We start from the raw sequence: 25695 nt of genomic DNA, 5'->3' as shown, positions 1-25695 counted from the left end.
CCTGCTCGAAGGGGAATTCTGTGTTTGCTGCGTTCTCAGCGTCGGCGCTGTCGGCGCGTGGGCGAGGGGCGGCACGCCTCGCCGCCGCCACCCTGGCGTCCGGGCTGGTCGCCGCCACTGTGCTGGCGGGTGCCGGTACGGCCGCGGCCGCGCCCGAGGCCGCCGAGACAGCGCCGAGCCAGGGCGGGGCGACCGCCACCATAGGTGGCCTGAAGACGTACGGCGCCGCGGTCGTCCACGCCGACACCGGCGACCTGGAGATCTCGGCCGGCCTGTTCGAGATGTCCGTCGACGGCGGCGGCATGCTCCAGACCTACTGCGTCGACATCCACAACCCCACCCAGCGCGACGCCAAGTACCACGAGACGCCCTGGAGCGGCACCTCGCTCGGCGCCAACAAGGACGCGGGCCGGATCCGCTGGATCCTGGAGAACTCCTACCCGCAGGTGAACGACCTCGCCGCGCTGGCCGAGAAGGCCGGTTTCAAGGGCGGCCTCACGGAGCAGGACGCGGCAGCCGGCACCCAGGTGGCCATCTGGCGCTACTCGGACGGCGTGCGGGTCGATGCCGTCGACCCACAGGCGGAGAAGCTCGCGGACTACCTGGAGAAGAGCGCGCGGGACGTCGCCGAGCCGCAGGCGTCGCTGACGTTGGACCCGCCCGCGCTCTCCGGCCACGCCGGTGAGCGGCTCGGTCCGGTGACCGTGCACACCAACGCGGACAGCGTGACGCTGACCCCGCCCGCGGACGCCGCCACCAGCGGGGTGCGGATCGTGGACCGGGAGGGCAAGCCCGTCACGACCGCCGCGGACGGCGGCCAGGTGTTCTTCGACGTGCCCGAGGACGCCCCGGACGGCCAGGCCGAGCTGACCGTGCAGGCCTCGACGACCGTGCCGGTCGGGCGCGCCTTCGCCGCCGAGAGCCGCAGTCAGACGCAGATCCTGGCCGGCTCCAGTGAGTCGACGGTCTCGGCGACGGCGAGTGCGAGCTGGGCGGAGACCGGCGCGATACCCGCGCTGTCCGCGAGGGAGAACTGCGACAAGGGCGGCGTCGACATCACCGCCGCCAACGAGGGCGACGAGCCGTTCACCTTCGAACTGCTCGGCATCGAGTACAGCATTCCGGCGGGCGCCTCGCGCACGGTGACGGTCCCGCTCCAGGAGGACCAGGCCTACGACTTCACCATCGAGGGGCCGGGCGGCTTCCAGAAGCGGTTCACCGGTGTGCTGGACTGCATGACGCAGGCCGGCGAGGCCGAACAGGCCGGCACCGTCACCCAGACCCTGAGCGAGCCGAGCCCCGCGACCGTCGGCGCCGTGTCCGACGACACCAACCTGGCGGCGACCGGCGGCTCCACGATGACCCCGCTGATCGCGGGCATCGCCATCGGCCTGGTCGTGCTCGGCGGCGCAGCCCTGGTCGTCGTGCGGAAGAGGGAAGCGGCGGCGCAGAAGTAGGGAGCGGTGCTCCGCGCTCCGCTTACCGCGGAAAGCCGATAGACACCGCAAAACGCAGATCAGGGCCCGATCCACGAAAACGGATCGGGCCCTGATCTGCCAGGGTCCCCGGTGCGGCACGGCAGGCCTCGGTGCGCTGTGTCGGCGGAACAACCCATGGGCCGCCCGTCGCGGCCCGTACTCCACCGGTAGGTCTCGCCTGGGCACACCACCCGCGCACCGCCCCACGTCTCATGCCGTGATCGTCACGGCATGAGACGTGGCCGGAATCCCCGTTTCTGAGCCGCGGCTCAGAAGGCGCTGTTGTCGCAGCCCATGGTCGAACCGAGGTGCGTGTTCTGCGCAGCGGGGTGGCCCTCGCCGTTGAGCGCGTTTGCGAGCGCGCCGTTGAGGATGCCGACGTTGCCCAGGACATCGACGTTCAGGTCGTGCGACTTGCAGTTGGAGCTCTGCAAGACGCTGACCTTGTCCCCGCCCTTGCCGCCGTGCCCGTCGAGGCCCTGGGCCGTGGCGGTGCCGGTGCTCAGCAGGCCGACGCTGCCAAGGGCGACGACCACGACGGCAGCCCTCTGAAGCTTGTGCATGTCATCTCCGATGGAGTGAGGTGGGTGCGATCTGTGGGAGATCGACTTCGTACAGTTACGAGAGGTTAATGTGAAAAATCCAGACATGTCCTTGCGGCGCGCCGGGCATTTGCGTCGTTCGTGTCCGACGTTGGCCCGCCCAAGTCGGCCGGGGGTGGCTGGGGGTGGCGGGGGGAGCGTGGCCCGCGTGGTGGCTCACCAGCGGTTTTCCTGCCGATGAGGGGCCGCGCCAAGCGGCTTGGGCCGGGATCGGCCGGCACCGGGGTGGGAGCCGGAGAGGAGTCCTGGGGCAGGAGGGTGAGGCAGGTGCGGCTACTCGGAGAAGCGCCTCGGACGCTCGGTCGCATGAGTGCTGCTCGGACTCGCGACAGGCGGAAGCGCGACCCTCCCCGTGCCGTGGCTACTCTCAGCGCAGCTGGTCGCGTACGACGTCGAGGAACTCCCGTCGACTTGGACGTATGTGCGCCCAGATCTTCTCGTCTTGGGGCTCTCCCGGATCACTGGGACCCTCTCTGATCACGTTCTGAACGGCGAACGCGAGCCGACGTGCAGCCTCGTTTATCTCGGACGCGCAGAGCATGTGGATCGTCTTCTGCGCCACCCACATCCTGTCCACGGTCTGTCTGGCCCGTGCTTGCCATTGCTCGTCGGCCAGGTGGTGCTGATAGTGGTCGACGGCGACCCGTTCGGCTTCCTGTACTGCCGACAGGAAATCGATGAGGTGGGTGAGGCGTTCACTACGACGCGCTTCGGCGCACTCACGAACATTTCGCCGCACCTCGGCACGCTCCGACGCGCGCCCCAAGGCGTACTGAGCCAGCCACGACACGATCCCGCCGAGCAAGACACCGATGAGTGGCGCGAGGGCCGTCCATGTCATGCCGGAACCGTGCCACTGGTGAAGCTGATGTCATGGTTCCTCTGGAAGATTCAGGACAGTGACCTACCAATCGTGTAGGTGAGCGGTGTGGGCGGCAGTGACGGCAGTGAGGATTGATGGCTGGCGGGGGACGGCGGAGCGCGGTGCAGGGCCATCCCCCCGAGGCGTGCCGCCTGGCTCCACAGCGAGCAACTACGGCTAGCAGCCCAGCCTCTCGAGTGAGCGCCCCCGGACACGGCACGGGCCGTCCCTGGGCCGTGCGAGGGCGACCGGCGGCGAGCGGACTGGTCGAGGCGGAGTCGCCGACCGGGAAACCCCAGGTCAGGGCCGCTCAGTGATACGCGTTTCCCCCGAGGGGTGGCGATCCGGCAAGATGGGGTGTATCTGCCCACTGCCTGATTTCAAGCTGCCGGACGGTTTCTCTTGGCTGAGTTCATTTACACCATGCGCAAGGCGCGCAAAGCGCACGGCGACAAGGTGATCCTCGACGACGTCACCCTGAACTTCCTCCCCGGAGCGAAGATCGGCGTCGTCGGCCCGAACGGTGCCGGTAAGTCGACCGTTCTGAAGATCATGGCGGGGCTTGAGCAGCCGTCGAACGGTGACGCGTTCCTGTCGCCCGGGTACAGCGTGGGGATCCTGATGCAGGAGCCCAAGCTGAACGACGACAAGACCGTCCTGGAGAACGTCCAGGAGGGTGTCGCCGAGGTCAAGGGCAAGCTCGACCGGTTCAACGAGATCGCCGAGCTGATGGCCACCGACTACTCCGACGCGCTGCTCGAGGAGATGGGCAAGCTCCAGGAGGACCTCGACCACTCCAACGCCTGGGACCTCGACGCCCAGCTCGAGCAGGCCATGGACGCCCTCGGGTGCCCTCCCGGCGACTGGCCGGTCGTCAACCTCTCCGGTGGTGAGAAGCGCCGCGTCGCGCTGTGCAAGCTGCTGCTGGAAGCCCCTGACCTGCTGCTCCTCGACGAGCCCACCAACCACCTCGACGCCGAGTCCGTGAACTGGCTGGAGCAGCACCTCGCCAAGTACGCGGGCACCGTGGTCGCGATCACTCACGACCGGTACTTCCTCGACAACGTCGCCGAGTGGATCCTCGAGCTCGACCGCGGTCGCGCCTACCCGTACGAGGGCAACTACTCCACGTACCTGGAGACCAAGCAGACCCGTCTGAAGGTCGAGGGGCAGAAGGACGCCAAGCGGGCTAAGCGGCTGAAGGAGGAGCTCGAATGGGTTCGCTCCAACGCCAAGGGGCGGCAGGCCAAGTCCAAGGCGCGTCTGGCCCGCTACGAGGAGATGGCCGCCGAGGCCGAGAAGATGCGGAAGCTGGACTTCGAGGAGATCCAGATCCCGCCGGGCCCGCGGCTCGGCAGCATCGTCGTCGAGGTCAACAACCTCAACAAGGCCTTCGGGGAGAAGGTGCTGATCGACGACCTGTCCTTCACGCTGCCGCGTAACGGGATCGTCGGCGTCATCGGCCCGAACGGTGCCGGCAAGACCACGCTCTTCAAGATGATCCAGGGGCTCGAGACGCCCGACTCCGGGTCCATCAAGGTCGGCGACACGGTCAAGATCTCGTACGTCGACCAGAGCCGCGAGAACATCGACCCGAAGAAGACCCTCTGGGCCGTAGTGAGCGACGAGCTCGACTACATCAACGTCGGCCAGGTCGAGATGCCGTCGCGCGCGTACGTCTCCGCCTTCGGGTTCAAGGGTCCCGACCAGCAGAAGCCGGCCGGCGTGCTCTCCGGTGGTGAGCGCAACCGGCTGAACCTCGCGCTCACCCTCAAGCAGGGCGGCAACCTGCTGCTCCTCGACGAGCCGACCAACGACCTCGACGTGGAGACCCTCAGCAGCCTGGAGAACGCGCTGCTCGACTTCCCGGGCTGCGCCGTGGTCGTCTCCCACGACCGGTGGTTCCTGGACCGGGTCGCCACCCACATCCTCGCCTACGAGGGTGACTCCAAGTGGTTCTGGTTCGAGGGCAACTTCGAGTCGTACGAGAAGAACAAGATCGAGCGGCTCGGAGCGGACGCCGCCCGTCCGCACCGTGCCACCTACAAGAAGCTGACCCGGGGCTGATCGAACTTGCGCCACATCTATCGCTGCCCCCTGCGCTGGTCGGACATGGACGCGTACGGACACGTCAACAACGCCGTCTTCGTCCGCTACCTGGAGGAAGCCCGTATCGACTTCCTGTTCCGTCCGGAGAAGGACTTCAAGCAGGGGTCGGTGGTGGCGCGCCACGAGATCGACTACAAGAGGCAGCTCGTCCACCGGCACCACCCGGTGGACATCGAGCTGTGGGTCAGTGAGATCCGGGCCGCGTCCTTCACCATCAGCTACGAGGTGAAGGACGACGACCTGGTCTACGTCCGTGCCTCGACGGTGGTCGTGCCGTTCGACTTCGAGGCGGAGCGGCCGCGCCGGATCACCGCGGAGGAGAAGGAGTTCCTCCGGGAGTACATGGACGACCAACCCGACGGGACCGAACAGGAGGAGGCCGTCGCCGCATGACGGTGCTCCACCTCGCCGACGAGGGGGAGGCGGCGGACCTCGCGGCCTTCCTCTCCCGGCTGCTGCACTACGACCGTGGGGCCGCGGTGCGTCTCCAGGCGGCGGGCACCGCGCTCGCCGTCTTCGGGCGACCGCCGTCCTTCGAGGTGCTGGCGATCCGCGCGGTTCGACTGGCGAAGCCGTACGAGAACGGCCTGGACGTCACTCTGGACGCGACCGTCTCCGCCGGTGAACTGCTGGAGTCCGTCGACGAGTCGGCGGCGACCGCCGTCGTCCCGGCCCCGGTCACCGGTCCGCCGTGGGCAGGTGTGCTTCCGCCGCGCGGCGGCTGGCGGCGCGAGACGGGGCTGCCGGCGCCGCGCGAACTGCGTGCCATGGTCGGCACGGCGGTCGCGGAATTCCGGTCCCGTACCGGGGAGTTGGCGCCCGAGCGGCGTACCCGGAGCGAACTCGACCGGATCGGACGGGAGATCTGGTCGCGCACGGTCGCGGACACCCGGCTCCCGGTGCGGGCCGTGCACGCCGCCCAGTCGCTGGGCTTCCTGCGCGGCCGGGGCGACGCGCACCCGTCGGACGACGCGCCGCTCGGCCTCTTCTCGTCGGGAGCGTGGCTCCGGCTGCGTACGCCCTACGGATCGATCGCCGTGCGCAGGGCGGGCCTCGGAGCGCTGGACGTCAGCGTCCGCTGACCGCGGTCGGCCGGCTCAGCCCGCCGTGTTCACCATCGACGCCGCCGCGTACGTCAGGTAGTTCCACAGCGTCCGCTCGTGCTCCTCGGAGAGAGCGAGCTCGTCGACGGCGACCCGCATGTGCTTCAGCCAGGCGTCGTGCGCCGCGCGGTCGACGGTGAAGGGGGCGTGGCGCATGCGCAGACGGGGGTGGCCGCGGTTCTCGCTGTACGTGGTGGGGCCGCCCCAGTACTGGATCAGGAACAGCGTCAGGCGCTCCTCGGCCGGGCCCAGGTCCTCCTCCGGGTACATGGGCTTCAGCAGCGGGTCCTCCGCGACACCCTGGTAGAAGCGGTGGACCAGGCGGCGGAAGGTCTCCTCCCCGCCGACCTGCTCATAGAAGGTCTGCTCCTGCAACGTGCCGCGCCGAATCTCATTCACGCCCTCCATGCTCTCAGACGCGGCGACCGAGGTCTCCAGGCTTAGGACCGCCGACGGACCGGGGCCCCGGCCGGGGTGACTCGTTCCGGATCGTCCGGCGGGGCGCTCGCCTCGTACCGTCTCCCGCAGGACAGTGGACGTATGAGCGCACACGCTCTCGACAGTGACCTTGACGACGTCGCCGCCTCAGCGCGGGCCGCGCTGGTGCGGGAGATCGAGATGAGCGGGGCATGGGCCGGCGACCCCGTGTGGCGGGAGGCGTTCGCCGCCGTGCCCCGGCATCTGTTCGTGCCCTACTACTACGTCGGCGTCGCGGGCGGCTACGAGCGCCGCTGGGGGGAGAGCCCCGACCCGGTCGCACGCGAGCGATGGATGCGCGGCGCCTACGCCGACATCCCGCTGGCCACCCGGCTGCGGGACGGGGAACTGCTCTCCTCCAGCAGCCAGCCGTCCCTGATGGCGATGATGCTGGTCGCGCTGGAGGTGGCGGACGGCGACCGGGTGCTGGAGATCGGCGCGGGGACGGGCTACAACGCCGCCCTGCTCGCCCACCGGCTCGGCGACGACGATCTCGTCACCACCGTCGACCTGGAGCCGGAGATCACCGAGTCGGCGCGACGGCATCTGGCGGCCGCCGGCCACCATCCCGCCGTCGTCACCGGCGACGGCGCCCGCGGCGTACCCCAGCGCGCCCCGTTCGACCGCGTCATCGCGACCTGCACCCTGCCGTCGATCCCTCGTGCCTGGCTCGCTCAGTGCCGGCCCGGCGCCCGCGTCCTGACACCGCTCGGCACCGGTCTGGTCGCTCTCTCGGTACGGGACGCCGAGCACGCCGAGGGGCGCTTTCTGCACACGCCCGCCTACTTCGTGCCGCTGCGCGGCGGCAGCCGGTACGAGCCGGAGCCACCGCGGGTGGGCGGACTGCCGCGCAGCGCGAGGGAGCACGAACTGTTCCGCTTCCTGCTCGCCCTCACCCGGGGCAGCCTCGACCCGCAGGAGGCGTACGCGCTGTGGGAGCGCGAGGGGCAGCCGCGCCGGGAGCGGTACGGGATCACGGTGCGCGGCGCACACGAGTGGGCGTGGCTGGACGACCCCGAGGGCCCCTACGCGTGGCCGCTGCCCGGCTGAGACGCGCGAGGGGCGTGGAACGCCGGGAGAGGGCGGTCGTACGGCTTCCTCGCGCCGTACGACCGCCCCCTCCCGGGGGTGGAATACCTAGCCGCGCCGGATCGTGATCGTCGTCCACGCCCCGACGTGCACTCGGTCGCCGTCCTGGAGCGGAACCGGGACGAAGGGCTGGATCGGGTCCTCGGAGCCGTTCACCGTGGTGCCGTTCGTCGAGTTCTGGTCGACGACCGCCCAGGTGCCGTCCGGCTGCTGGACCAGGACCGCGTGCTGGTGCGAGACGCCCGGGTCCTCCGGCGGCACCGACAGGTCGATGTCGGGGGTGTCGCCGGTGGAGTGCCGGCGGCGGCCGATGGTGACCTGGTTGCCGGTGAGCGCGCGCTGCTGCTCGGGCGAGTACGCGGGCAGGTTCAGACCCGCGGCCTCGGGGCCGGAGCGCTGCATCATCGCCATGAAGTACTCACGGTCCGGGCCGATGGTCGCCATCCAGCTCAACGGCTGCTGCGGGAAGCCGGGGCCGGGCTGCTGCGGGGCCTGCGTCTGGCCGGGCGGCGGGAAGCCGTAGCCGCCCTGAGCCGGGGCGCCGGGGCCACCGGGGCCCGACGACGGCGGGGAGATCACCCAGTCGTCGTCACCGCCGCCGAAGGACGGGCCGCCCTGCTGCGGACGGTGCGGTTCCTGACCGAACCCGGGCGGGGCCGGCGGGGCGGCGGGGCCGGGGCCGCCGGGCTGGAACGCCTGCGGAGCGCCGCCGGTCGCGCCGGGGCCGCCGTGCGGGGTCGGGCCGGGAGGCGGCGGAACCGGACGCGACGGGTCGCCGCCGAAAGCGGAAGGGGCGTTGAGACCGGGGCCGCCAGGACCGTTCGGCCCACCCGGGCCACCGGGGTTGGTGCCGCCCGGACCGCCGGGACCCGGACCGAAGCCGCCGGGGCCACCCGGGCCCTGACCGGGGCCAGGACCGCCCATGCCACCGGGACCGCCGGGACCCTGACCGGGGCCGGGACCCTGGTTGGGGCCGGGGCCTCCCATGCCGGGCGGTTCCGAGCCGAACGGCGGGATCGGTTCCGCGGGGCGGTTCACCTGGGACGGGCGCGAGCCCTGGTATTCGTACGAGTCACCGCCGCCGAACGACGGTGGAGGGCCCGACTGCTGCTGGAAGTGCGAGGGCAGGCCGGGGCCGCCCGGCGCCGGCGGGCGCGGCGCGGCGGGTGTGTACGACGTCGCCGTGTTGGTCAGGAAGTTCCACCGGCACTCCTCGCAGAACGGCGCACCGCCCTCACGGGGCGTGCGGCACTGCGGGCAGAGCTCCGGCTCGGGTGCGCCGGGCATGGGCCGGTGGCCGCCCGGCTGACCGATGTTCGGGCCACCGGACGGACCGCCGGGACCGGGGCCACCGGGGCCGCCGGGCGGCGGGAAGCCGTAGCCACCACCGGGCGGGGGCGGCGGCGGAGGGGGCGGAGGTACGGCACCGGCCATGCGGTGACCGCAGACCTCGCACCAGTCGTCGGAACCCGACTGGTGTCCGTTCGGGCAGGTCGGCATGTCGGCGCTTCCCCCTCTCCTTTCCGGTCGCTCTCGACCGGATTTCTCCAACCCCAAGGGGTCAGGCTCGCTCTTTTCAGGGTCCTGCAAGGGTCCTGCTAGGTCACTTCTTTACACGAACAGTCTTTGTCGACCGTGTTTCGAGAGTCATCTCGTCGGCCTCCGCGACCTTCGCCTTCAGTCGCACAGTACCCGCCGCGGCATCGACCACGTCCACCACCTTCGCAAGGAGTTTCGCCGTATCGGCATTTCCGGAGGCGCTGGCGAGCTGAACGGCGCGGCCCAGTTTGGCCGTTGCTCCATCCATATCGCCCGCTTTGCGAAGATCGAGCCCTTGTTGAATGGCTTGCGCCAGTTCGGCCTGGCCGGTGTAGTGGGCGACCTGAGGGTTGATCGACGTGGAGGCGACCATGTCGTCGGTCCATACGGCCCGTACGAGGCCCTGCGCGCCCAGGTTCCGCGCGGTGCCGTCGGGTTGCGGAACGACCAGGGACACCCGGGCGGCGAGCATCTCCCGGCCGATCTCCGCGGCCGGGACCTCGACGCAGACGTGGTAGTCACGGGACTCGTCGCCCCAGGAACCCGTGGGATAGTCCCCGGCGCGCGGACCCGCCTCGGTGCGCCGGTCGGTCAACTCCTCGACCGTCGGCGCGACTTGCTTGACGAACTTGATGGTCGTGCCGACCGGCGTCCACAGCCGCAGCGCGACGTCCGCGACCTCCTTGCCCATCGCCGTCTCCATCATCCGCGTGAAGTCGGCGGCCAGACCGGCCGGATCGGCGACGATGTCGGCGCTGCCGAGCAGGGCGGAGGCGATGGCTGTGACTTCTTTCACTTCCCAGTCGGTGCCCACGCCACGCGCGTCACAGGTGAATCGCCCGGCACAGGAGTCCAGCGCGGCCCTGAGGTCCTGCGGCGACTCGTGTTCGTTGCGGCCGTCGGTGAGCAGGATGCCGTGCCGGATGGCGACGTCCGCCGAGGACAGCAGTCGGTCGGCGAGGCGCAGCCAGGTGCCGATGGCCGTACCGCCGCCCGCGCTGAGCCTGCGCAGCGCCTGTTTGGCCTGGTCGCGGGTGGTGGCGTCGGCCACCGCGAGCCGGCCGCCGCCCGGATACACCTCCTTGGCCACGTGCGTCCCGCCGATCACGGCGAAGTGCACGCCGTCGCGCAGGGTGTCGATCGCGGCCGCCGTGGCGTCGCGTGCGTTGCGCATCTTGGTCGGCGGGTAGTCCATCGAGCCCGAGCAGTCGACCATGATCGCCACGGCCGCGGACGGGCCCTGTCCCGGCGCGTAGAGGTGGGGCGCGGCGACCGCGCTGCCGACCGTGCCGCCGCCGGTCGAGGTGACCGTGACGATCGAGTTGACCTCGCGACCGCCCTCCGGCAGGTACTCGTTCTGGTACACGTCCACCGAGAACTGCGGCACGCTTGATTTCGAGAAGTTGGCCATACGTTCTCAAATCCCCCTAAAGAACCCCCAAGCGGGGTCATGGCTGTCGACGGACCGGTCCCCTCCGGTCCGTTGAGGCCGTTCCGCCGTCCCCGCGGGAAGCCTCAGGCCGATCCTGCCCCCATCGGCGGCGCGGGGAACGGCACGACGGCCACTGTTACGTTGTCGTGGCCCCCGCCGTCGAGCGCGTGTCCGACGAGCACCTGGGCGCTGTGCAGGGGGCGCGCGGCGGCATCGAGGGGCACGACGTCGGCCATGTCCTCCGCCGCCTCCGCGTAGTTCCACAGCCCGTCCGTGCACACCACCACCACACCGGGACGGTCCGGCTTGAAGGAAGCGGTGTGCGGCTCCAGTTCGTAGGCGTCCGCGCCGAGCCAGCCCGTGATCGCGTGGGCGCGCTCGTCGGCGTACGCCTCGGCCTCGTTCATCAGGCCCGCGGCGACCATCTGCGCGGCCCAGGAGTCGTCCTCGGTGAGCCGGGCCGGAGGGGTGCCACGGTCCACCGGGACCCAGTAGGCGCGGCTGTCGCCGACCCAGCCGACGACCAGCAGACCGGCCGTGACCACGGCGCCGACGAAGGTGCACGCCGGAGCGTTCTGGTGCGGGGCCTGCTCGCGGGCCGTGGCCGGCTCGGCGGCGAGCGCGTTGACCGCGTTCGAGGCGGCGATGATCGCGTCGTGCATGGCCTGCTGCGGATGCGTGCCGCGCGGCAGGGCGGTCAGCAGTGACTCGTTCGCGGCCCGGGACGCGGCCATCGAGGCGTCGTCCGGGCGGGTCGCCGAGGACACGCCGTCGCAGACGACCGCGAGCACCGCGGGCCGGCCGTCGGGCAGCGCGGTGCAGCCGACGGCGAACGCGTCCTCGTTGCGGTGGTGGCGCAGACCGCGGTCGCTGACGGCGGCCACCGGACCGGCGTCCTGCTCCATGTGGTCGCGTTCGCGTGGCTGGGCGTGCCCGCAGTTCTCGCAGTACCCGTCGTGATCCACCCGGCCGGACCGGCACGCCACGCACACCTTGGTGCCCTCGGGCGGGGTCGGCGCGTCGGTGGCGATGCGCGGGTCGGGTGCCTGCAACGGGTACTCCTCGGGCTCCGGCGGACGGTCGAACCGTACGCCGGAGGCAGGGGAGACGGGCGAACCGGTCGGTGCGGGAGGGGTCGCGGGGGGACCCGCCGGGGCCGGGATGCCCTGGTTGCCCGGGGCCGGAGGAGCCTGCGGCACGTCGGAGCCGGCCGTCGGCGCCGGGATCGACGGTGCCTGCGGCGGGGGCGTGCCGTCCGGTGCGGCGGCGACGGGCCAGTCCCTGCCGGGCGCGCCCGGGGCGGGGGGCGGCGTCGAGCCGTTCATGGCGATGGTCGGGTGGTCGTCCGGCCGTTCGGGCACGGCGGACAGGTCGTATCCGCACGCACCGCAGAAACGGTCACCCGACTCGAGCGGCCATTCGCAGCTCGGGCAGGCGGACAACTGGGGCATCTGCGACATCAACTACACCCACGTCCGGGGGCGGTAACGGTTGGCACGTTCCACCAGGTCGATCCTCTCCTCGCCGCCCCGAGCCAGTCGGGCCAGCATGCGGTACGAACGTTCCAGACCGAAACGCAGGCCCCGCTCGTCCAGGCCGCTGCCGAGCAGCGTCCGTCCTCCGGCGGCGGGAGGGACGGAACCCTGGCCCCCGGAGAGTATCCAGTCCAGCGCGCAGCCGAGCACTTCCGCCGACAACTGCTCCCGGCGCGCCGGGTCCAGGCCGTACGCCTCCAACGCCTCCACCTGCCCCGCGGCGGCGGTCAGGTCGTCCAGAAACGGTACGTCGCCGGCGACCGCCGTGCGTTGACGCAGCCGGGCCCGGACGGCCGCCACGCGCGCGGCCGTGTAGTGGATGGAGCTCTCCGGCACCGACTCCAGGGTCCGGACGGCGCCGCGCCGGTCACCGGATGCCAGCTGGACGCGGGCCAGACCGAAGGCGGCGCTGACATGGCTCGGGTCGGTCGACCACACCAGGCGGTAGTACTCGGCGGCGTTGTCCAGCTGGCCCAGCACCTCCGCGCACAGGCCGAGGGCCAGCTTGGGGGCGAGCTCGCCGGGGAAGGCGTCGTAGATCGCGTCGAAGGCGAGCGCGGCGCCCTCCTGGTCGCCGGTGACGAGAGCGGCCACCCCGCGGTACCAGACGACCCGCCAGTCGTCGGGCCGCTCGTCCTCCAGCTTCAGCAACCTCTCGTGCGCGGCGGTGGTGTCGCCGTTCTCCAGCCAGGCCCGCACCTGGCGGAGCCGGGTCTCGGTCGACGGCGCGGGTGCCGCCGCCAGCGCGCCCAGCAGCTCCGCCGTCGCGGTGGTCAGCAGCCCCGCGAGGAAACCCGCGTTCGGGTCGGACGGATCCACGCGCGGGACCGGCAGGGCCAGAGCGGCGCCGGGGGCGCCCACGGGCTTGACGATGCCCGCGCCGGACGCCGGCGCGGGGGAGCCGCCGGCGGTGAGCTGCTGCCGGGCCGGCGCCACCCGCGCCCCGAGCCGCGAGACCTCACCGTCCAGCTTCGGGAACAACTCCGTGTCCGGCACCCGCACTTCGGGCCCGAACAGCGTCGACAGCGACGGCCTCGCCCGCCCCGTCTGGAGGGACACCACCTCGCGCAGCACGCCGGTCAGCTGCTCCGTCATCTCCTGCGCGGAGGCGAAACGGCGGGCCGGATCGGGGTCGGTGGCGCGGACCAGGAGACGGTAGAAGGACTCGTACTGGCGGAAGACCTCGATGTTGTCGGGGTCGGGCAGCGAATCGACGTAGACGTTCGTATAGCCCTGGAAGTCGAAGGTCAGCACCGCCAGGGTGCGGGCGACCGTGTAGAGGTCGGAGGCCACCGACGGGCCGGTGTCCGCGACCTCCGGCGCCTGGTAGCCGACCGTGCCGTAGATGGCCGACTCGTCGTCGTCCATCCGGCGCACCGCGCCCATGTCGATCAGCTTGAGCTGGTCCTCGGTCTGGATGGCGTTGTCGACCTTGAAGTCGCAGTAGAGCAGGTTGCGGCTGTGCAGATGGCCGAGCGCCTCCAGGGCCTCGATGCCGTACGCGCACGCCTGCTCGACCGGCAGCGGGTCGCGCCGGCCGGTCTCCGTGCGGCGGGCGTTCGCGATCTCCTTCAGCGACTTGCCGCCGACGTACTCCATGACGATGTAGCCGTCGAGCGAGCCGGTGCGCTGGTCGAGGTGCTCGACGAAGTTGTAGATCCGCACGATGTTGGCGTGCTCGATCTCCGCCAGGAAGCGCCGCTCGGAGATCGCCGCCGCCATCGCGTCCTGGTCGCCGGTGTCCAGCAGGCCCTTGAGCACCACCCAGCGGTCGGAGACCGCGCGGTCCACGGCGAGGTAGATCCAGCCGAGTCCGCCGTGCGCCAGACAGCCCACGACCTCGTACTGACCGTGCACGATGTCGCCGGACTTCAGCTTCGGCACGAACGAATACGGGTGGCCGCACTTCGTGCAGAAACCCTCGGTACGGCCCGGACGCTCGCCGCGGGCCCGGCCGACCGGCGCGCCGCAGTCCGAACGCGAGCAGAACCGCTTGCGCTCGGGCACCTCCGGGTTCTCCAGCACCATCGCGCGCGGGTCGGGCCGCGGCACGTCCGGGACCTCGACCAGGCCGACGCCGAGCCGGCCGCGCCCGCTGGAGCCGGCGCTCGAACCGGAGCTGCGCACCGACACCGAACGGCCGGTGGAGCGGCCCGACAGCGAGCGCGACAGCCGTCCCGACACCGAGCGCCGGGACTTCGACGACTGGGACGACGTACGGGAACTGCCCCGGCTGGTGGAGCGGGAGCTGCCGCTGCCCGCCGAGCCGCGCGATCCCTTGCCGCCGCCCGTCATCCCGGTGGGCGGCGAGCCGACCATGCCGGACGCCGAGACGACCGGGGCGAGACCGCAGGTGTCGCAGTACAGCTCGCCGCCGCCCATGTCCTCGTACGTCCCGCCGCAGTCCGGCCGTTGACAGCTCTGCTGTGCCTGACTCATGACGACGACTCCCCCCTGTCCCTCATGCTCGCGGCCCCCCGCGATCCTCGGGCCCACGCGGCCCCGGCACCCGGCCGCCGCCGAGCAGTTCGGCCGCCGCCTGCTGGTAGCGCAGCACCGCCTGTTCGGCCACGCGCAGGTCGCAGGGCGCGCTCCACAGCATGCGGCGGGCCGCGTCGTAGCGCTCGATGAGGAACGGGTCCTCCGCGAGGCCGTGCCGGGCGACCTTCGCCTTGTACGCGTCGAGACGGCCGCGCAACTCCGCGCGGACCGCCAGCGGTGCGGTGACCGCGGTCAACGACTCGCGGGCGCGCAGCAGTTCGTCCTCCGCCTTCTGCTCCAGCGACTCCAGGAGCGGGGACAGGCGGTGCCACTGGGCGTGTCTGCGGTACTCGGCGGCCGTCGCCAACTGCTCCTGGAGCACGGTCGGCGGGCCGCTGACCACCGGTACCTCGGTGGCGGCGATCTTCGCCAGCACCTCGCCGCGCGCGGTGCGGGCCTCGGCGAGCGTACGGTCCGCGCGCGAGAGCACGTCCCGCAGCTTGACCAGGCGCTGCTCGGCGTCCTGCCGGACCGTCAGTACCGCGTCGATCTCACGCCGTACGTCCTCCAGGGCGCGCGCCTCGCGGTCGTACACCGTGGTGTCGGGCCGGCCGCCGCCCGGCGCCGAACTGCCCTGCGTCGGCAGCCAGTACGCCAGCGGATCGGACACCACCTCGGCGCGCAGGTGGGTGAGCGTGCGCGTGATGCGCTCCAGGTCGTCGCCCGCCGGGTGCTCGCCGGGGCGTACGCCGACGGAGTGGGCGAGCTGACGGGTGCGCTGGAGCTCCGCGGCGAGTAAATCGATCCGGGCGGGCAGCGCCGACCAGACCGCGTCCGAGGCGACCACCATGTCCAGGCTCGTCGCGTACAGCTCGTTCATCCGGTCCACCAGGGTGACCAGCGAGAACTGCTCGCTCAGCTTGCCCGAGCCGCCGTGCAGCGTCGGGGCGTTGGCGGCCGACGCGGCACTTCCGGCCACCGTCACGGACTCGCCGCGCAACAGCTCCGTCAGCTCCACCAGGTCGTCACGGCTGGACCAGCGGCGGCGGGAGCGGATCTCACGCGCGGAGCGCAACGCGTCCGTGTACGCGTCGAAGTACGCCCACAGCAGCGTGATCGACGCTTCCGCCGCCGTCCAGCGCTCCTTGGTGACACCCGTGAGCTCGGCGCCTTCGAGAAGTCTGCGGCCCGCGTGGTCCTGGAGGGCGAGCAGCGAGGTCTCGATCGCCTCGTGCTCCGCGCCGAGCCGCGCCAGCGCACGGTCCACCTCGTCCCGGTCCATCACCGGCCCGGCGGGGTCCGTGACGCCCATCGATCACCTCTCGCTGCGTAGTGGTCCGTTGTGGTCTGTCCTGCGCTGTCGTAACGCCCGTCAGTCGATGGTCCGTCACTTGTACTTGGCTTCGGGAGGGGTCGCCGACGCCGACTTCTTGTCGCCCTGGTCCATGGTCGGGTGCAGCCACTTCTCGTACGACGCCTTCCAGCCGCCGTCCTTGACGTAGTTCTCCAGAGTCCGGTTGACCTGGCGTACCAGATCGTCGGAGCCCGACTTCATCGCCACGCCGTAGTACTCGTCCGTGAACAGGCCGCCCTTCAGTTCGACCGTGGGGTCCTGGGCTGCCTGGCTGGCGGCGAGCGCGCCGTCGGTGACGACCGCGTCGACGTCGCCGAGCTGCAACTTCACCAGACAGTCGAGCTGGTTGGGGACGGTGGTGCCGATGTCGGCGGAGGTGGGGAGGTCGCCGGACTTCCTGCCCTCCTCCAGACGGTCGTGGGCGGTGGAGCCCTCCGCCGAGCACACCTTCTTCTCGGCCAGGGACTTGTCGAACCCGGTGATCGTCGAGGTCTTGGCGGCCAGGACCTGCTGGCCGGTGACGAAGTACGGGGCGGAAAAGGCGACTTGCTCGATACGGTCGCAGTTGATCGTCATGGTGCGGACCACCATGTCGACCTCGCCCTTCTGGATCGCCTCGATACGGCGGCTGGTCGGGATCGCCTTGAACTGCACGGCGTCGCGGTCGCCGAGGAGGTCCTCGGCGATCCGGTGCACCAGGTCGATGTCGAAGCCCTCCAGCTCACCGGAGGGGTTGTTCGGGTCGAGATAGCCCCAGCGGTAGCTGTTGGTGTCGACGCCGACGATCAGGCGGCGGTCCTTGCGGTCCTTGATGGCGTCCAAGGTGGCGGAGTCGTCGTTGCCGCCGGACGGGGACAGGCTCTGGTCCTGCGGGTTCTCGCACTCCTCGGCCTTGGCCTGGATGCCGTGGGTGACCTCGTGGGCCGTGGGGGTCGTGGCGTCGCCGCCGCGTTGTTGGGACAGGGGGAGCAGCAGGGCGAAGGCCAGGGTCAGGGCGCAGACCGCGGCCATCGCGCCGACGCCGCCCCAGCCGCGCAGACCGGCCCGCAGGCGCCGCCAAGGGGTGGCCGTGCCGCTGGTGTTCGGCGTCGTGCCGTGTGCGTTCATCGTCGTGCCCCCTCTCACCTGTACTCCGACAGCCTGCGGCCGATGCCGAGGACCGCGCCGACCGCGCCCAGGACCGCGAGCACCGCGGCGCCGGTCGGGAGGCCGGTCAGCGAGTCACGGCCGTCGTCCGCGGCCTGCCTGAACTCGTTCTGCTCGTGTGTGAGTGCCGTGGCCAGGGCCTTGTCGACATTGTCGAAGCACACGCTCGTCGGCTCCTTCGCGGCGCCGATGACGCGGTCGCGGGCGGCTTGGTAGTTGCCCGACTCGTTGTCGTCACGGGCTGCGCCGTGGCGGTCCTTCCAGACCTTCATGAAGCCGTTCGCGTCCTGCACCGGCTTCTTCCCCGCCGTGTCGTCGGCGAGACCCTCGGCCCGCAGGAGCGCCTCGCCGAGTTCGTCGATCTCCTTGTCGTAGCCCCACTCGTACGCGTCCACGACCGTGCCGTCGGGCAGCGACCTGGTGTCCGCGCCCCTGCGGACCAGGGTGAGGTTCTCGTCGCTGCGGGCGGTCAGGGAGGCGATGCGGGCCTCGTGCAGGACGTTCAGGGAGCGGACGCCGTGCTCGTAGGAGTCGTTCAGACCGGAGCGGGCGATGGTGTGGCCCACGGTCAGCCAGAGCAGGACCACCGTGGAGGCGGCCGTCGCGGTGACCAGGCCGTGGTTCAGGACCCTGTTCGTCCGCCGGTAGTTGCGGCGCTGGGCCCAGACCAGTCCGGCCAGGGCGAGGACGCCGAGGCCCGCGGCGGCCCACGGGAACGACTTCGCGTCCGCGTAGTCGTCGCGCAGGCGCTGGTTCTCCGTCTGGTGCAGCTTCTGGGCGGCCGGCAGCATCTTCTGCTGCATCATCTCGTTCGCCGCGCGCAGGTAGGCGCCGCCCACGGGGTAGCCCTGGCGGTTGTTGGCCCTCGCCGTTTCCACCAGGCCCTTGTACTCCGGGAGGAGTCTGCTGAGTTCGGTGATCGTGTTCGCCGAGGTGGAGCCCGGTTCGGAATTCGCCGCGGCGGTGACGAGTTTGGCGGCGGCCGTGCGGATGTCCGTCTCGTAGCCCTCGCGCATGGCGGGCTTCTCCTGCAAACCGGCCAGATAGCCGCTGGCCGCGGCGGTGTTGGCGTCCGCCAGGGAGCGGTAGATGTCGGCCGCGTCGGAGGTGAGGGGCTGGCTGCGGTGCAGGACGTCGTCGGCTGCGGTCGCTCGCTCCGTCATCTGCCAGGCGGCGATGGCGCCGAAGGCGACGACAAGGAGGGCGAGCAGGGCCCCGATGATCCGCAGCCGGCCGGGTTCGGTGGTGGCGGCTGCACGGAGTTCGTCGAGGCCCTCGGCGAACGCGGTGCGGCGGGGTGGGGCAAGGGTGCGAGCGGGCGGAGTCGCGGGAGTTCGACCGGGGTGGGGAGGCTGGGGCGGTACGGACGGCATCGTGGGCGAGCCGGCGTCCGGTGGTGGTGCCGTGCTGCTCTTCGGTGTCTGCGTCACTGTTGACCTCCCCCGTGGTCATCCGTCGCGGCAAGTATCGCTGCCGGGACTGACATCCGCACCGGCCTTGGCTGGATCTTGATCGGATCGCAGCGCGGAAGCCGGTCTGAGGCGCATCGGAATGCGCCTCGCACCACCCCCTGCCCATGAATACGCCGGGGGAATCGGTTCGGTTCCCTGTGCGGGGTGGCGGGGGTGCGCCACCTCCCTTCAGGGAGCGAAGTGCCGACGGAGGCGGGTGTGGGCATCCGGGGGCGCCCCCACCGCGTCCAGGCCCAGCAGCGCCGCCCCGAGCACCGGACTCGCCGTCACCACGCTCGCCACCGCCTTGGGGGCGCGCGACGTGAGCAGGTCGTCGATGGCGTCGATCAGTTGAGGGTGGCGCGCCGCCAGTACGCCGCCGCCCAGCAGGACCGGTGTCTCCTCCTCCAGCAGTTCCAGGCGGGTCAGGGCGACCGTCGCCATCGTGACCACCTCGTCCGCCAGGCGGTCCACGACCGAACGCGCGATCGTGTCGCCGGCGGCCGCGACGGCGAACAGGACCGGCGTCAGCTCATGGCGGCGGATCTCCGCGATGTGCCCCAGGTGGAGGGCCTCGATCAGCGCGTACATGGTGGGGAGGCCGAAGTGGGCGGGGAGGGCCCGGGACAGGGCAGTGGGTGCGCCGCGGCCGTCCTCCGCCCGGGCCGCGTGCCACATCGCCTCCTCCGCCACGCCCCAACCACCGCCCCAGTCGCCGGAGATACGCCCCAGCGCCGGAAAGCGGGCGGTACGGCCGTCGGGGCGCATGCCCACGCAGTTGATGCCGGCGCCGCACACGACCGCCACCCCGCGGGGCTCGGTCACGCCCGCCCGCAGGATCGCGAAGGTGTCGTTGCGGACCTCGACGGCCGAGCCCCACGCGCGTGCGCGCAACGCGGCCGCCAGGGTCTCCTCCTCCACCGGGAAGTCGGCGTTCGCCAGACATGCCGAGACGTGGTCGGCCGATGTCACCCCCGCCGCCGTGAAGGCCTGCTCCACGGCCTCGGCGAGTGTGTCCATCGCCTGATCCACGCCCACCGCCGGCGGCCGGAACCCTCCGCCGCGGGCCGTGGCGAGGACGGTTCCGTCGGCCGCCACCACCGCCACGTCCGTCTTGCTGTTGCCCGCGTCTACGGCGAGGACACGTGCGGTCAGGCCCACGCGAGATGCTCCCGGTTGTGTGCGATCAGTCGGTTGGTCAGCTGCTCGGCGTACTCGTACTGGCCGATGAGGGGGTGGGAGAGCAGAGTTCTGAAGACTCGGTCACGGCCGCCGCGCAGGGCCGCGTCCAGGGCCAGGTCCTCGTAGGCCGTCACCTGGGCCATCAGGCCGGCGTACAGCGGGTCCGTGGTGGGGACCGGCAGCGGGACCGGGCCGTGCCGGCCCACCGCCGCCTGCACCTCGATCACCGCGTCGTCGGGGAGGAAGGAGAGCGTGCCCTTGTTGTAGGTGTTCACCACCTGGTACGGGCTGCCCGCGCCGTTCAGCAGGGCCGCCGCCAGGTCCACCGCCGCCTCGGAGTAGTAGGCGCCGCCCCGCTTGGAGAGCAGCTCCGGCTTCTCGTCGAGGGACGGGTCCGCGTAGAGGGCGAGCAACTTTCTTTCCATTTCCGCCACTTCCGCGGCGCGGGACAGTTTGGTGCGCAGCTCGCGTACCACTTCGTCGTGCGCGTAGTAGTAACGCAGGTAGTACGACGGGACCACCGAGAGGCGGTCCAGGAGGGCGCGGGGCAGGTGCAGGTCCGCCGCGATGGAGTCGCCGTGGCCGGCGAGGAGTTTCGGCAGGACGTTCTCGCCCTCGGGGCCGCCCAGGCGTACGCCGGTCTCCCAGGTGAGGTGGTTGAGGCCCACGTGGTCGAGGTGCACGTCGGAAGGGGAGACGCCGAGCATCTTCGCGAACTTGCGCTGGAAGCCGATCGCCACGTTGCACAGGCCGACCGCCTTGTGGCCCTCCTGGAGCAGGGCGCGGGTCACGATGCCGACCGGGTTGGTGAAGTCGATGATCCAGGCGGTGGGGTTGGTGCGGCGGACGCGGTCCGCGATGTCGAGCACGATCGGCACGGTGCGCAGGGCCTTGGCCAGGCCGCCCGCGCCTGTCGTCTCCTGCCCGACGCAGCCGCATTCCAGCGGCCAGGTCTCGTCCTGTTCGCGGGCGGCCTGGCCGCCCACGCGGAGTTGGAGGAGGACGGCGTCGGCGCCGTCCACGGCCGCGTCCAGGTCCGTGGTGGTGGTGATCGTGCCGTTGTGGGCCTGGCGGGCAAAGATACGGCGGGCCAGGGCGCCGATCAGCTCCAGACGGTCCGTCGCCGGGTCCATCAGGACCAGTTCCTCTATGGGGAGGGTGTCCCGGAGGCGGGCGAAACCGTCGATGAGTTCGGGGGTGTAGGTCGAGCCTCCGCCGACCACGGTGAGTTTCATATCCGGTTCAACCCTTTACTCCGGTGAGTGTGACGCCCTCTACGAACGCTTTCTGGGCGAAGAAGAACACGACGATCACGGGCGCCATGACCAGTACGGTCGCGGCCATCGTCAGGTTCCAGTCGGTGTGGTGCGCGCCCTTGAACGACTCCAGGCCGTAGGAGAGCGTCCAGGCGCCGGGGTTCTCGGACGCGTAGATCTGGGGGCCGAAGTAGTCGTTCCAGGCGTAGAAGAACTGGAAGAGGGCCACTGCGGCTATGCCTGGCTTCGCCATGGGGAGAACCACGCGCAGGAGGGTCCGCAGCTCGCCGCAGCCGTCCACCTTCGCCGCGTCCAGATACTCGTTCGGGATGGTCGTGAGGAACTGGCGCAGAAGGAAGATGGAGAAGGCGTCCCCGAAGGCCATGGGGATGATCAGGGGCCACAGGGTCCCCGAGAGGTCCAGCTGCTTCGCCCAGAACAGGTACATCGGGATGATGACGACCTGCGGCGGCAGCATCATCATCGAGATGACCAGCATCAGGGACAGGTTCCGGCCGCGGAAGCGGAACTTCGCGAGCGCGTACGCCACGGGGATGGACGACACGACCGTGAGGACGGTGCCCAGGCCCGCGTAGATCAGGGTGTTCTTCCACCAGGTCAGAAAGCCGGGGGTGTCGAAGACCTTGGTGTAGTTGCCCCATTCCCAGGTGTCCGGGAGCAGGTCCCGGGTGAGCGCCTGCTGGTCGCTCATCAGCGAGGTCAGGACGACGAACACGAACGGCAGGGTGAAGAAGAGCGCCGCCGCGATACCGAGCGAGTGGATCGCGATCCATTCCAGGAGCGCCTTGCGGCGGGCGGTGCGCTCGGCGACTGTTGGGGTTCCCAACTGAACCGGCTTGTCCAGCACTTGGGTCATGGTCAGTCACCTGCCTGGATCAGTCCGCCCCGGCGGCGCATCAGCAGCGCGGTGAACGCCATGGCGAGGGCGAACAGGACGAGCGCGACCACACAGGCCGAGCCGTAGTCGAAGCGCTGGAAGCCGAGGTTGTACACGAGCTGGGGAAGGGTCAGCGTGGACTTGTCCGGGTAGCCGGGCTCGAACTGCTGGCCGGAGCCGCCGATGATGCCGGAGGCGACCTTCCCGGCCACCAGGGGCTGTGTGTAGTACTGCATCGTCTGGATCACGCCCGTGACGACGGCGAACATCACGATCGGCGAGATGTTCGGCAGGGTGACGTACCGGAACCGCTGCCAGGCCGACGTACCGTCCAGCTCCGCCGCCTCGTACTGCTCCTTCGGAACGTCGAGCAGCGCCGCCATGAAGATGACCATGAGGTCACCCACGCCCCACAGCGCGAGCGCGGTGAGGGCCGGTTTGGACCAGGCGGGGTCCGTGAACCAGCCGGGGGTCGGCAGGCCCAGGCTGTCCAGGACCGAATTGACGGGGCCCGTACCGGGGTTGAGCAGGAAGACGAAGGCCAGCGTGGCGGCCACCGGCGGGGCCAGGTACGGCAGGTAGAACAGGGTGCGGAAGACGCCGGTACCGGTCTTGATCTTCGTGATGAGCAGGCCGATGCCGAGGCCGAACACCACCCGGCAGGTCACCATCACCAGGACCAGCCAGAGGGTGTTGCGCAGCGCCGGCCAGAACAGCGGGTAGTCGTTGAAGACATAGGCCCAGTTGCCCAGGCCGCGGAAGACCGGTGTGCCGAAGCCGTCGTACTTCATGAAGGAGAAGTACACGGTGGACACCAGGGGGTAGGCGAAGAAGACGCCGAAACCGATGAGCCACGGTGACAGGAAGGCCACCGTTCGAAGCGCCGACCTGCGGCGCTTCGCGCGGAGAGTGTGCGTGGACATCGACGGAGCTACTTCGCCTGCTCGATGTCGGTGTCGATCTGCTTCGCGGTCTTCTCCAGGCCGGCCTTGAGGTCCTTCACCTTGCCGGACTCGTACTGGAAGCCGAAGTCCTGGAGCGTCGTCTGGTACGTCGAGCCGTTGACCGAGGCCGGCGGGGTGTTGGAGTGCTCGTTCTGGGCGATGTCCAGGAACGTCTTGAAGCCGGGTTCCACCTTCAGGTCGGGCGACTTCAGGGCGGCGAAGGTGGAAGGAACATTGTGGATGGCGTTGGCGAAGGAGACGACAGCCTGCGTGTCGGTGGTCAGGTACTTCACCAGTTCCCACGCGGCGTTCTGCTTCTCGCTCTGCGGGGCGATACCGATGATCGTGCCGGAGAGGAAGCCCTTGCCGTACTCGTCGACCTCGTCGTCGGCGACGGGCATCGGAGCGGTGCCGATCTCGAAGTCGACGCCGGCGTCCTTCGCCATGCCCAGCCGCCACTCGCCGTCGAGCTGCATGGCCACCTGGCCGGTCTGGAAGGGGTGCTTGGCGCCCCACTCGTCGCCGAAGGTGTTGCGGTACTTCTCCAGCTTCTGGAAGCCGCCCAGGTCGTCGATGAGCTTCTTCTGGTACCTGAACATCTCGGCGAAGGCGGGATCCTTGGCGATGCTGGACTTGCCGTCCTTGTCGAAGTAGGCGTGGTCCCACTGGGACATGTAGTGGTCCACGACCGTCTCGTAGCCGTGGTACGTGGGCATGAAGCCGAGCTGCTGGTAACTGTCACCCTTGCTGACGGTCAGCTTCTTGGCGACCTGCGCGAACTCCGACCAGGTCTTCGGCGGGGACTTGATGCCCGCCTTCTCGAAGGCGTCCTTGTCGTAGTAGAGGCCGTAGGCGTCGCCCAGCAGCGGCAGGGCGCAGCGGGTGCCCTCGAACTGGGTGTAGTCCAGCATCGGCTTCGGGATGAGTTTGTCGAGGTCCAGCTTCGACTTCTCGATGAAGGGCTTCAGGTCGAGGAAGGCGCCGGAGGAGCAGAACTTGCCGACGTTGGAGGTCGTGAACGACGACACCACGTCGGGGCCGTTCGAACCACCCGCGCGCAGCGCCTGGTTGAGCTTGTCGTCATTGATGTTGCCGACGACCTTCACCGTGATGTTCGGGTGGGCCTTCTCGAACGCGTCGACGTTCTCCTGGATCGCCTTGACCTCGGCCGGAGCGCTCCAGCCGTGCCAGAAGGTGATCGTCGTCTTCGCGTTGGGGTCGTCGTCGGCGCCGGACTCGGCCTGGCCCGTACAGGCCGTGGCGAGAAGGGCCAGGGAGGCGGAGGCGGCGAGTGCGGCGGCGGTCTTGCGGGACGCTGAGGGTATGACTTTCCAGGACTTTCCGGGCATGGCGAGGACTCCCAGGGCGGGACGGGGTGGGTGAAGGGAAGGCGGGGGGTTCGAGGTGAGAGGTGAGAGGTGGTCTTGGAGGTCGGGATGCGGGGCGGGCGGTCAGCGTGAGGTGTTGAAGACCTCGTCGCGTGTCGTCGCGAGCGCACTCTCCAACGCGCCCCTCAACACGGGATGTTCGCGGACGTCGCCGACGACGAGCCGGGGGCGGGACGCGGCGAGTTCCTCCAGTTCGGACTGGACGAGGGCGCGCAGCACCTCCCCGCCGTTGGTGAGGGAGGCGCCGCTGAGGACGACCAGTTCGGGGTCGAGGACGGACACCAGGGAGGCCAGACCGGTGGCCAGCCGGGTCGCGTAGGTCTGTAGGAGCAGCCGGTGCAGCACGGTGTCCTCACCGGCGGCCCGTTCGACCAGGGTGGCGGCGGCCTCGGCGTACGGCGTCGACGGGACGTTGGTCATACCGATCTCGCGCGCGAGCCGGGGGATGGCCTGGGAGCCGGCCAGCTCCTGATAGCCACCACTGTTGGCTTTGGTCACTTGCCGGACCAGGGGCGTGCCGGGAACCGGCAGGAAACCTACCTCGCCCGCGCCGCCGGTCCAGCCGCGGTGCAGCCGGCCGCCGAGGACCAGGGCGGCACCCAGGCCGCCCTCGTTCCACAGCAGCACGAAGTCCTCGTGGCCGCGGGCCGCGCCGAGCCGCTGCTCGGCCACCGCCACGAGGTTGACGTCGTTCTCGTACTCGACCGGCATCGGCAGGGCCGCGGCGAGTTCTTCCAGGAGCGCGGGGGTGTGCCAGCCGGGGAGGTGGGAGGCGTAGCGCAGCCGGCCCGTGTTGGGGTCGAAGGCGCCCGGGGTGCCGATGACGAGCCGGTGGACGTCGTCGCGGGCCAGGCCCGCCGCCTTCACCGCCCCGTCGAGGGCGTCGGTGACCTGTCGGACGACGGGCTGGGCCGGGCGCCTGCCGGGGGTGGGCAGTTCGTACGACCCGACCGTGCGGCCGGTGATGTCGGAGACGGCGGCGAGGATGCGTTCGGGGGTGACGTCGAGCCCGGCGGCGTACGCGGCCGTCGGATCGACCTCGTACAGCTGGGCGTTGGGGCCGGGGCGGCCCTCCGTCGTGCCGGTCGCCAGGACGAGGCCGGCGGCCTCCAGACGGGCCAGCAACTGGGAGGCGGTCGGCTTGGACAGGCCGGTGAGCTTGCCGATCCGGGTTCGGGACAGCGGCCCGTGCTCCAGCAGGAGGTCCAGGGCGGCACGGTCGTTCATGGCGCGCAGGACGCGCGGGGTACCCGGCGTACCGGCGGTTCCTGCCATGGGGTCGACACCTGCCTCTCGGCTGACCAGCTTCTCAGTGATCAACGACGGAAGTCCATCCATGGTCACTGTTAGGAAAGTTTCCTATTCGCTG

The 25695-nt window shown here is 70.6% G+C and carries 21 protein-coding genes; 5 read left to right on the top strand and 16 right to left on the bottom strand.

What is annotated here, in order from left to right:
- The first annotated feature begins 20 nt into the window (after positions 1-20).
- Positions 21-1457 carry a Cys-Gln thioester bond-forming surface protein gene (locus ACIQWG_RS11650; protein WP_404093368.1) on the top strand — a complete coding sequence of 479 codons (1437 nt, stop codon included), beginning with the start codon at positions 21-23 and terminating at the stop codon, positions 1455-1457.
- Between the two features lie 290 nt (positions 1458-1747).
- On the opposite strand, the gene ACIQWG_RS11645 is transcribed toward ACIQWG_RS11650, so the two are convergent.
- Positions 1748-2041, bottom strand: a complete 294-nt coding sequence (locus ACIQWG_RS11645) for a hypothetical protein (RefSeq protein ID WP_404093365.1) — start codon at positions 2039-2041, stop codon at positions 1748-1750.
- A gap of 406 nt (positions 2042-2447) precedes the next feature.
- Positions 2448-2921, bottom strand: coding sequence for a hypothetical protein (locus ACIQWG_RS11640; protein ID WP_404093361.1), 474 nt, complete (start codon positions 2919-2921; stop codon positions 2448-2450).
- A 423-nt stretch (positions 2922-3344) separates the two neighbouring features.
- On the opposite strand from ACIQWG_RS11640, the gene ettA reads away from it, so the two are divergent.
- Genes ettA through ACIQWG_RS11625 form a run of 3 tightly spaced genes read left to right on the top strand, consistent with a single transcriptional unit; the run spans position 3345 to position 6133 of the window.
- Positions 3345-5009 (top strand): energy-dependent translational throttle protein EttA, encoded by a 1665-nt coding sequence (ettA, locus tag ACIQWG_RS11635; RefSeq protein WP_404093358.1) that lies wholly within the window; start codon positions 3345-3347, stop codon positions 5007-5009.
- A gap of 6 nt (positions 5010-5015) precedes the next feature.
- Positions 5016-5444, top strand: coding sequence for an acyl-CoA thioesterase (locus tag ACIQWG_RS11630; protein ID WP_404093356.1), 429 nt, complete (start codon positions 5016-5018; stop codon positions 5442-5444).
- Positions 5441-6133 carry a hypothetical protein gene (locus ACIQWG_RS11625; protein WP_404093353.1) on the top strand — a complete coding sequence of 231 codons (693 nt, stop codon included), beginning with the start codon at positions 5441-5443 and terminating at the stop codon, positions 6131-6133. Before ACIQWG_RS11630 ends, ACIQWG_RS11625 begins: the two co-directional genes overlap by 4 nt.
- Before the next feature lie 15 nt (positions 6134-6148).
- On the opposite strand, the gene ACIQWG_RS11620 is transcribed toward ACIQWG_RS11625, so the two are convergent.
- Entirely contained in the window at positions 6149-6562 is a 414-nt protein-coding gene (locus tag ACIQWG_RS11620) for a globin (protein WP_404093351.1), read from the bottom strand.
- A 132-nt stretch (positions 6563-6694) separates the two neighbouring features.
- On the opposite strand from ACIQWG_RS11620, the gene ACIQWG_RS11615 reads away from it, so the two are divergent.
- Complete coding sequence (locus ACIQWG_RS11615) at positions 6695-7681, top strand: methyltransferase domain-containing protein (RefSeq protein WP_404093350.1); 987 nt, start codon at positions 6695-6697, stop codon at positions 7679-7681.
- Positions 7682-7768: 87 nt separating this feature from the next.
- Here the strand turns inward: ACIQWG_RS11615 and ACIQWG_RS11610 are convergent, their stop codons facing one another.
- The 13 genes from ACIQWG_RS11610 to ACIQWG_RS11550 all read right to left on the bottom strand — a co-directional run bounded on the left by ACIQWG_RS11610 (position 7769) and on the right by ACIQWG_RS11550 (position 25601).
- On the bottom strand, positions 7769-9220 hold the full coding sequence (locus ACIQWG_RS11610) for an FHA domain-containing protein (RefSeq protein ID WP_404093349.1): 1452 nt from the start codon (positions 9218-9220) through the stop codon (positions 7769-7771).
- 103 nt (positions 9221-9323) lie between these two features.
- Positions 9324-10670, bottom strand: a complete 1347-nt coding sequence (locus ACIQWG_RS11605) for a VWA domain-containing protein (protein WP_404093347.1) — start codon at positions 10668-10670, stop codon at positions 9324-9326.
- Positions 10671-10774: 104 nt separating this feature from the next.
- Positions 10775-12154 (bottom strand): PP2C family serine/threonine-protein phosphatase, encoded by a 1380-nt coding sequence (locus ACIQWG_RS11600; RefSeq protein WP_404093346.1) that lies wholly within the window; start codon positions 12152-12154, stop codon positions 10775-10777.
- On the bottom strand, positions 12155-14665 hold the full coding sequence (locus tag ACIQWG_RS11595) for a tetratricopeptide repeat protein (protein ID WP_404093343.1): 2511 nt from the start codon (positions 14663-14665) through the stop codon (positions 12155-12157).
- Between the two features lie 22 nt (positions 14666-14687).
- Positions 14688-16019 (bottom strand): hypothetical protein, encoded by a 1332-nt coding sequence (locus ACIQWG_RS11590; RefSeq protein ID WP_404093341.1) that lies wholly within the window; start codon positions 16017-16019, stop codon positions 14688-14690.
- A 75-nt stretch (positions 16020-16094) separates the two neighbouring features.
- On the bottom strand, positions 16095-17168 hold the full coding sequence (locus tag ACIQWG_RS11585) for a glutamate ABC transporter substrate-binding protein (RefSeq protein WP_404093339.1): 1074 nt from the start codon (positions 17166-17168) through the stop codon (positions 16095-16097).
- Positions 17169-17182: 14 nt separating this feature from the next.
- Positions 17183-18637, bottom strand: a complete 1455-nt coding sequence (locus tag ACIQWG_RS11580; RefSeq protein WP_404093337.1) for a hypothetical protein — start codon at positions 18635-18637, stop codon at positions 17183-17185.
- 210 nt (positions 18638-18847) lie between these two features.
- On the bottom strand, positions 18848-19819 hold the full coding sequence (locus tag ACIQWG_RS11575; RefSeq protein WP_404093335.1) for an N-acetylglucosamine kinase: 972 nt from the start codon (positions 19817-19819) through the stop codon (positions 18848-18850).
- Positions 19810-21075, bottom strand: coding sequence for a 6-phospho-beta-glucosidase (locus ACIQWG_RS11570; RefSeq protein WP_404093332.1), 1266 nt, complete (start codon positions 21073-21075; stop codon positions 19810-19812). The genes ACIQWG_RS11575 and ACIQWG_RS11570 overlap by 10 nt, the downstream gene beginning before the upstream one ends.
- 7 nt (positions 21076-21082) lie before the next feature.
- Positions 21083-21973: a carbohydrate ABC transporter permease gene (locus ACIQWG_RS11565; protein WP_404093329.1), complete on the bottom strand. Its 891-nt coding sequence runs from the start codon at positions 21971-21973 to the stop codon at positions 21083-21085.
- 2 nt (positions 21974-21975) lie between these two features.
- Positions 21976-22917, bottom strand: a complete 942-nt coding sequence (locus ACIQWG_RS11560; protein WP_404093327.1) for a carbohydrate ABC transporter permease — start codon at positions 22915-22917, stop codon at positions 21976-21978.
- Positions 22918-22925: 8 nt separating this feature from the next.
- Positions 22926-24287: an ABC transporter substrate-binding protein gene (locus ACIQWG_RS11555; protein WP_404093325.1), complete on the bottom strand. Its 1362-nt coding sequence runs from the start codon at positions 24285-24287 to the stop codon at positions 22926-22928.
- 102 nt (positions 24288-24389) lie between these two features.
- Positions 24390-25601, bottom strand: coding sequence for an ROK family protein (locus ACIQWG_RS11550; protein WP_404093323.1), 1212 nt, complete (start codon positions 25599-25601; stop codon positions 24390-24392).
- Between the last annotated feature and the right edge of the window lie 94 nt (positions 25602-25695).

Origin of the sequence: Streptomyces sp. NPDC098781 (assembly GCF_044759995.1) — a bacterium.
Classification (GTDB): domain Bacteria; phylum Actinomycetota; class Actinomycetes; order Streptomycetales; family Streptomycetaceae; genus Streptomyces.
Note: the sequence above shows the minus strand (reverse complement) of the source record. Positions and strands in the feature narration are given on the sequence as shown.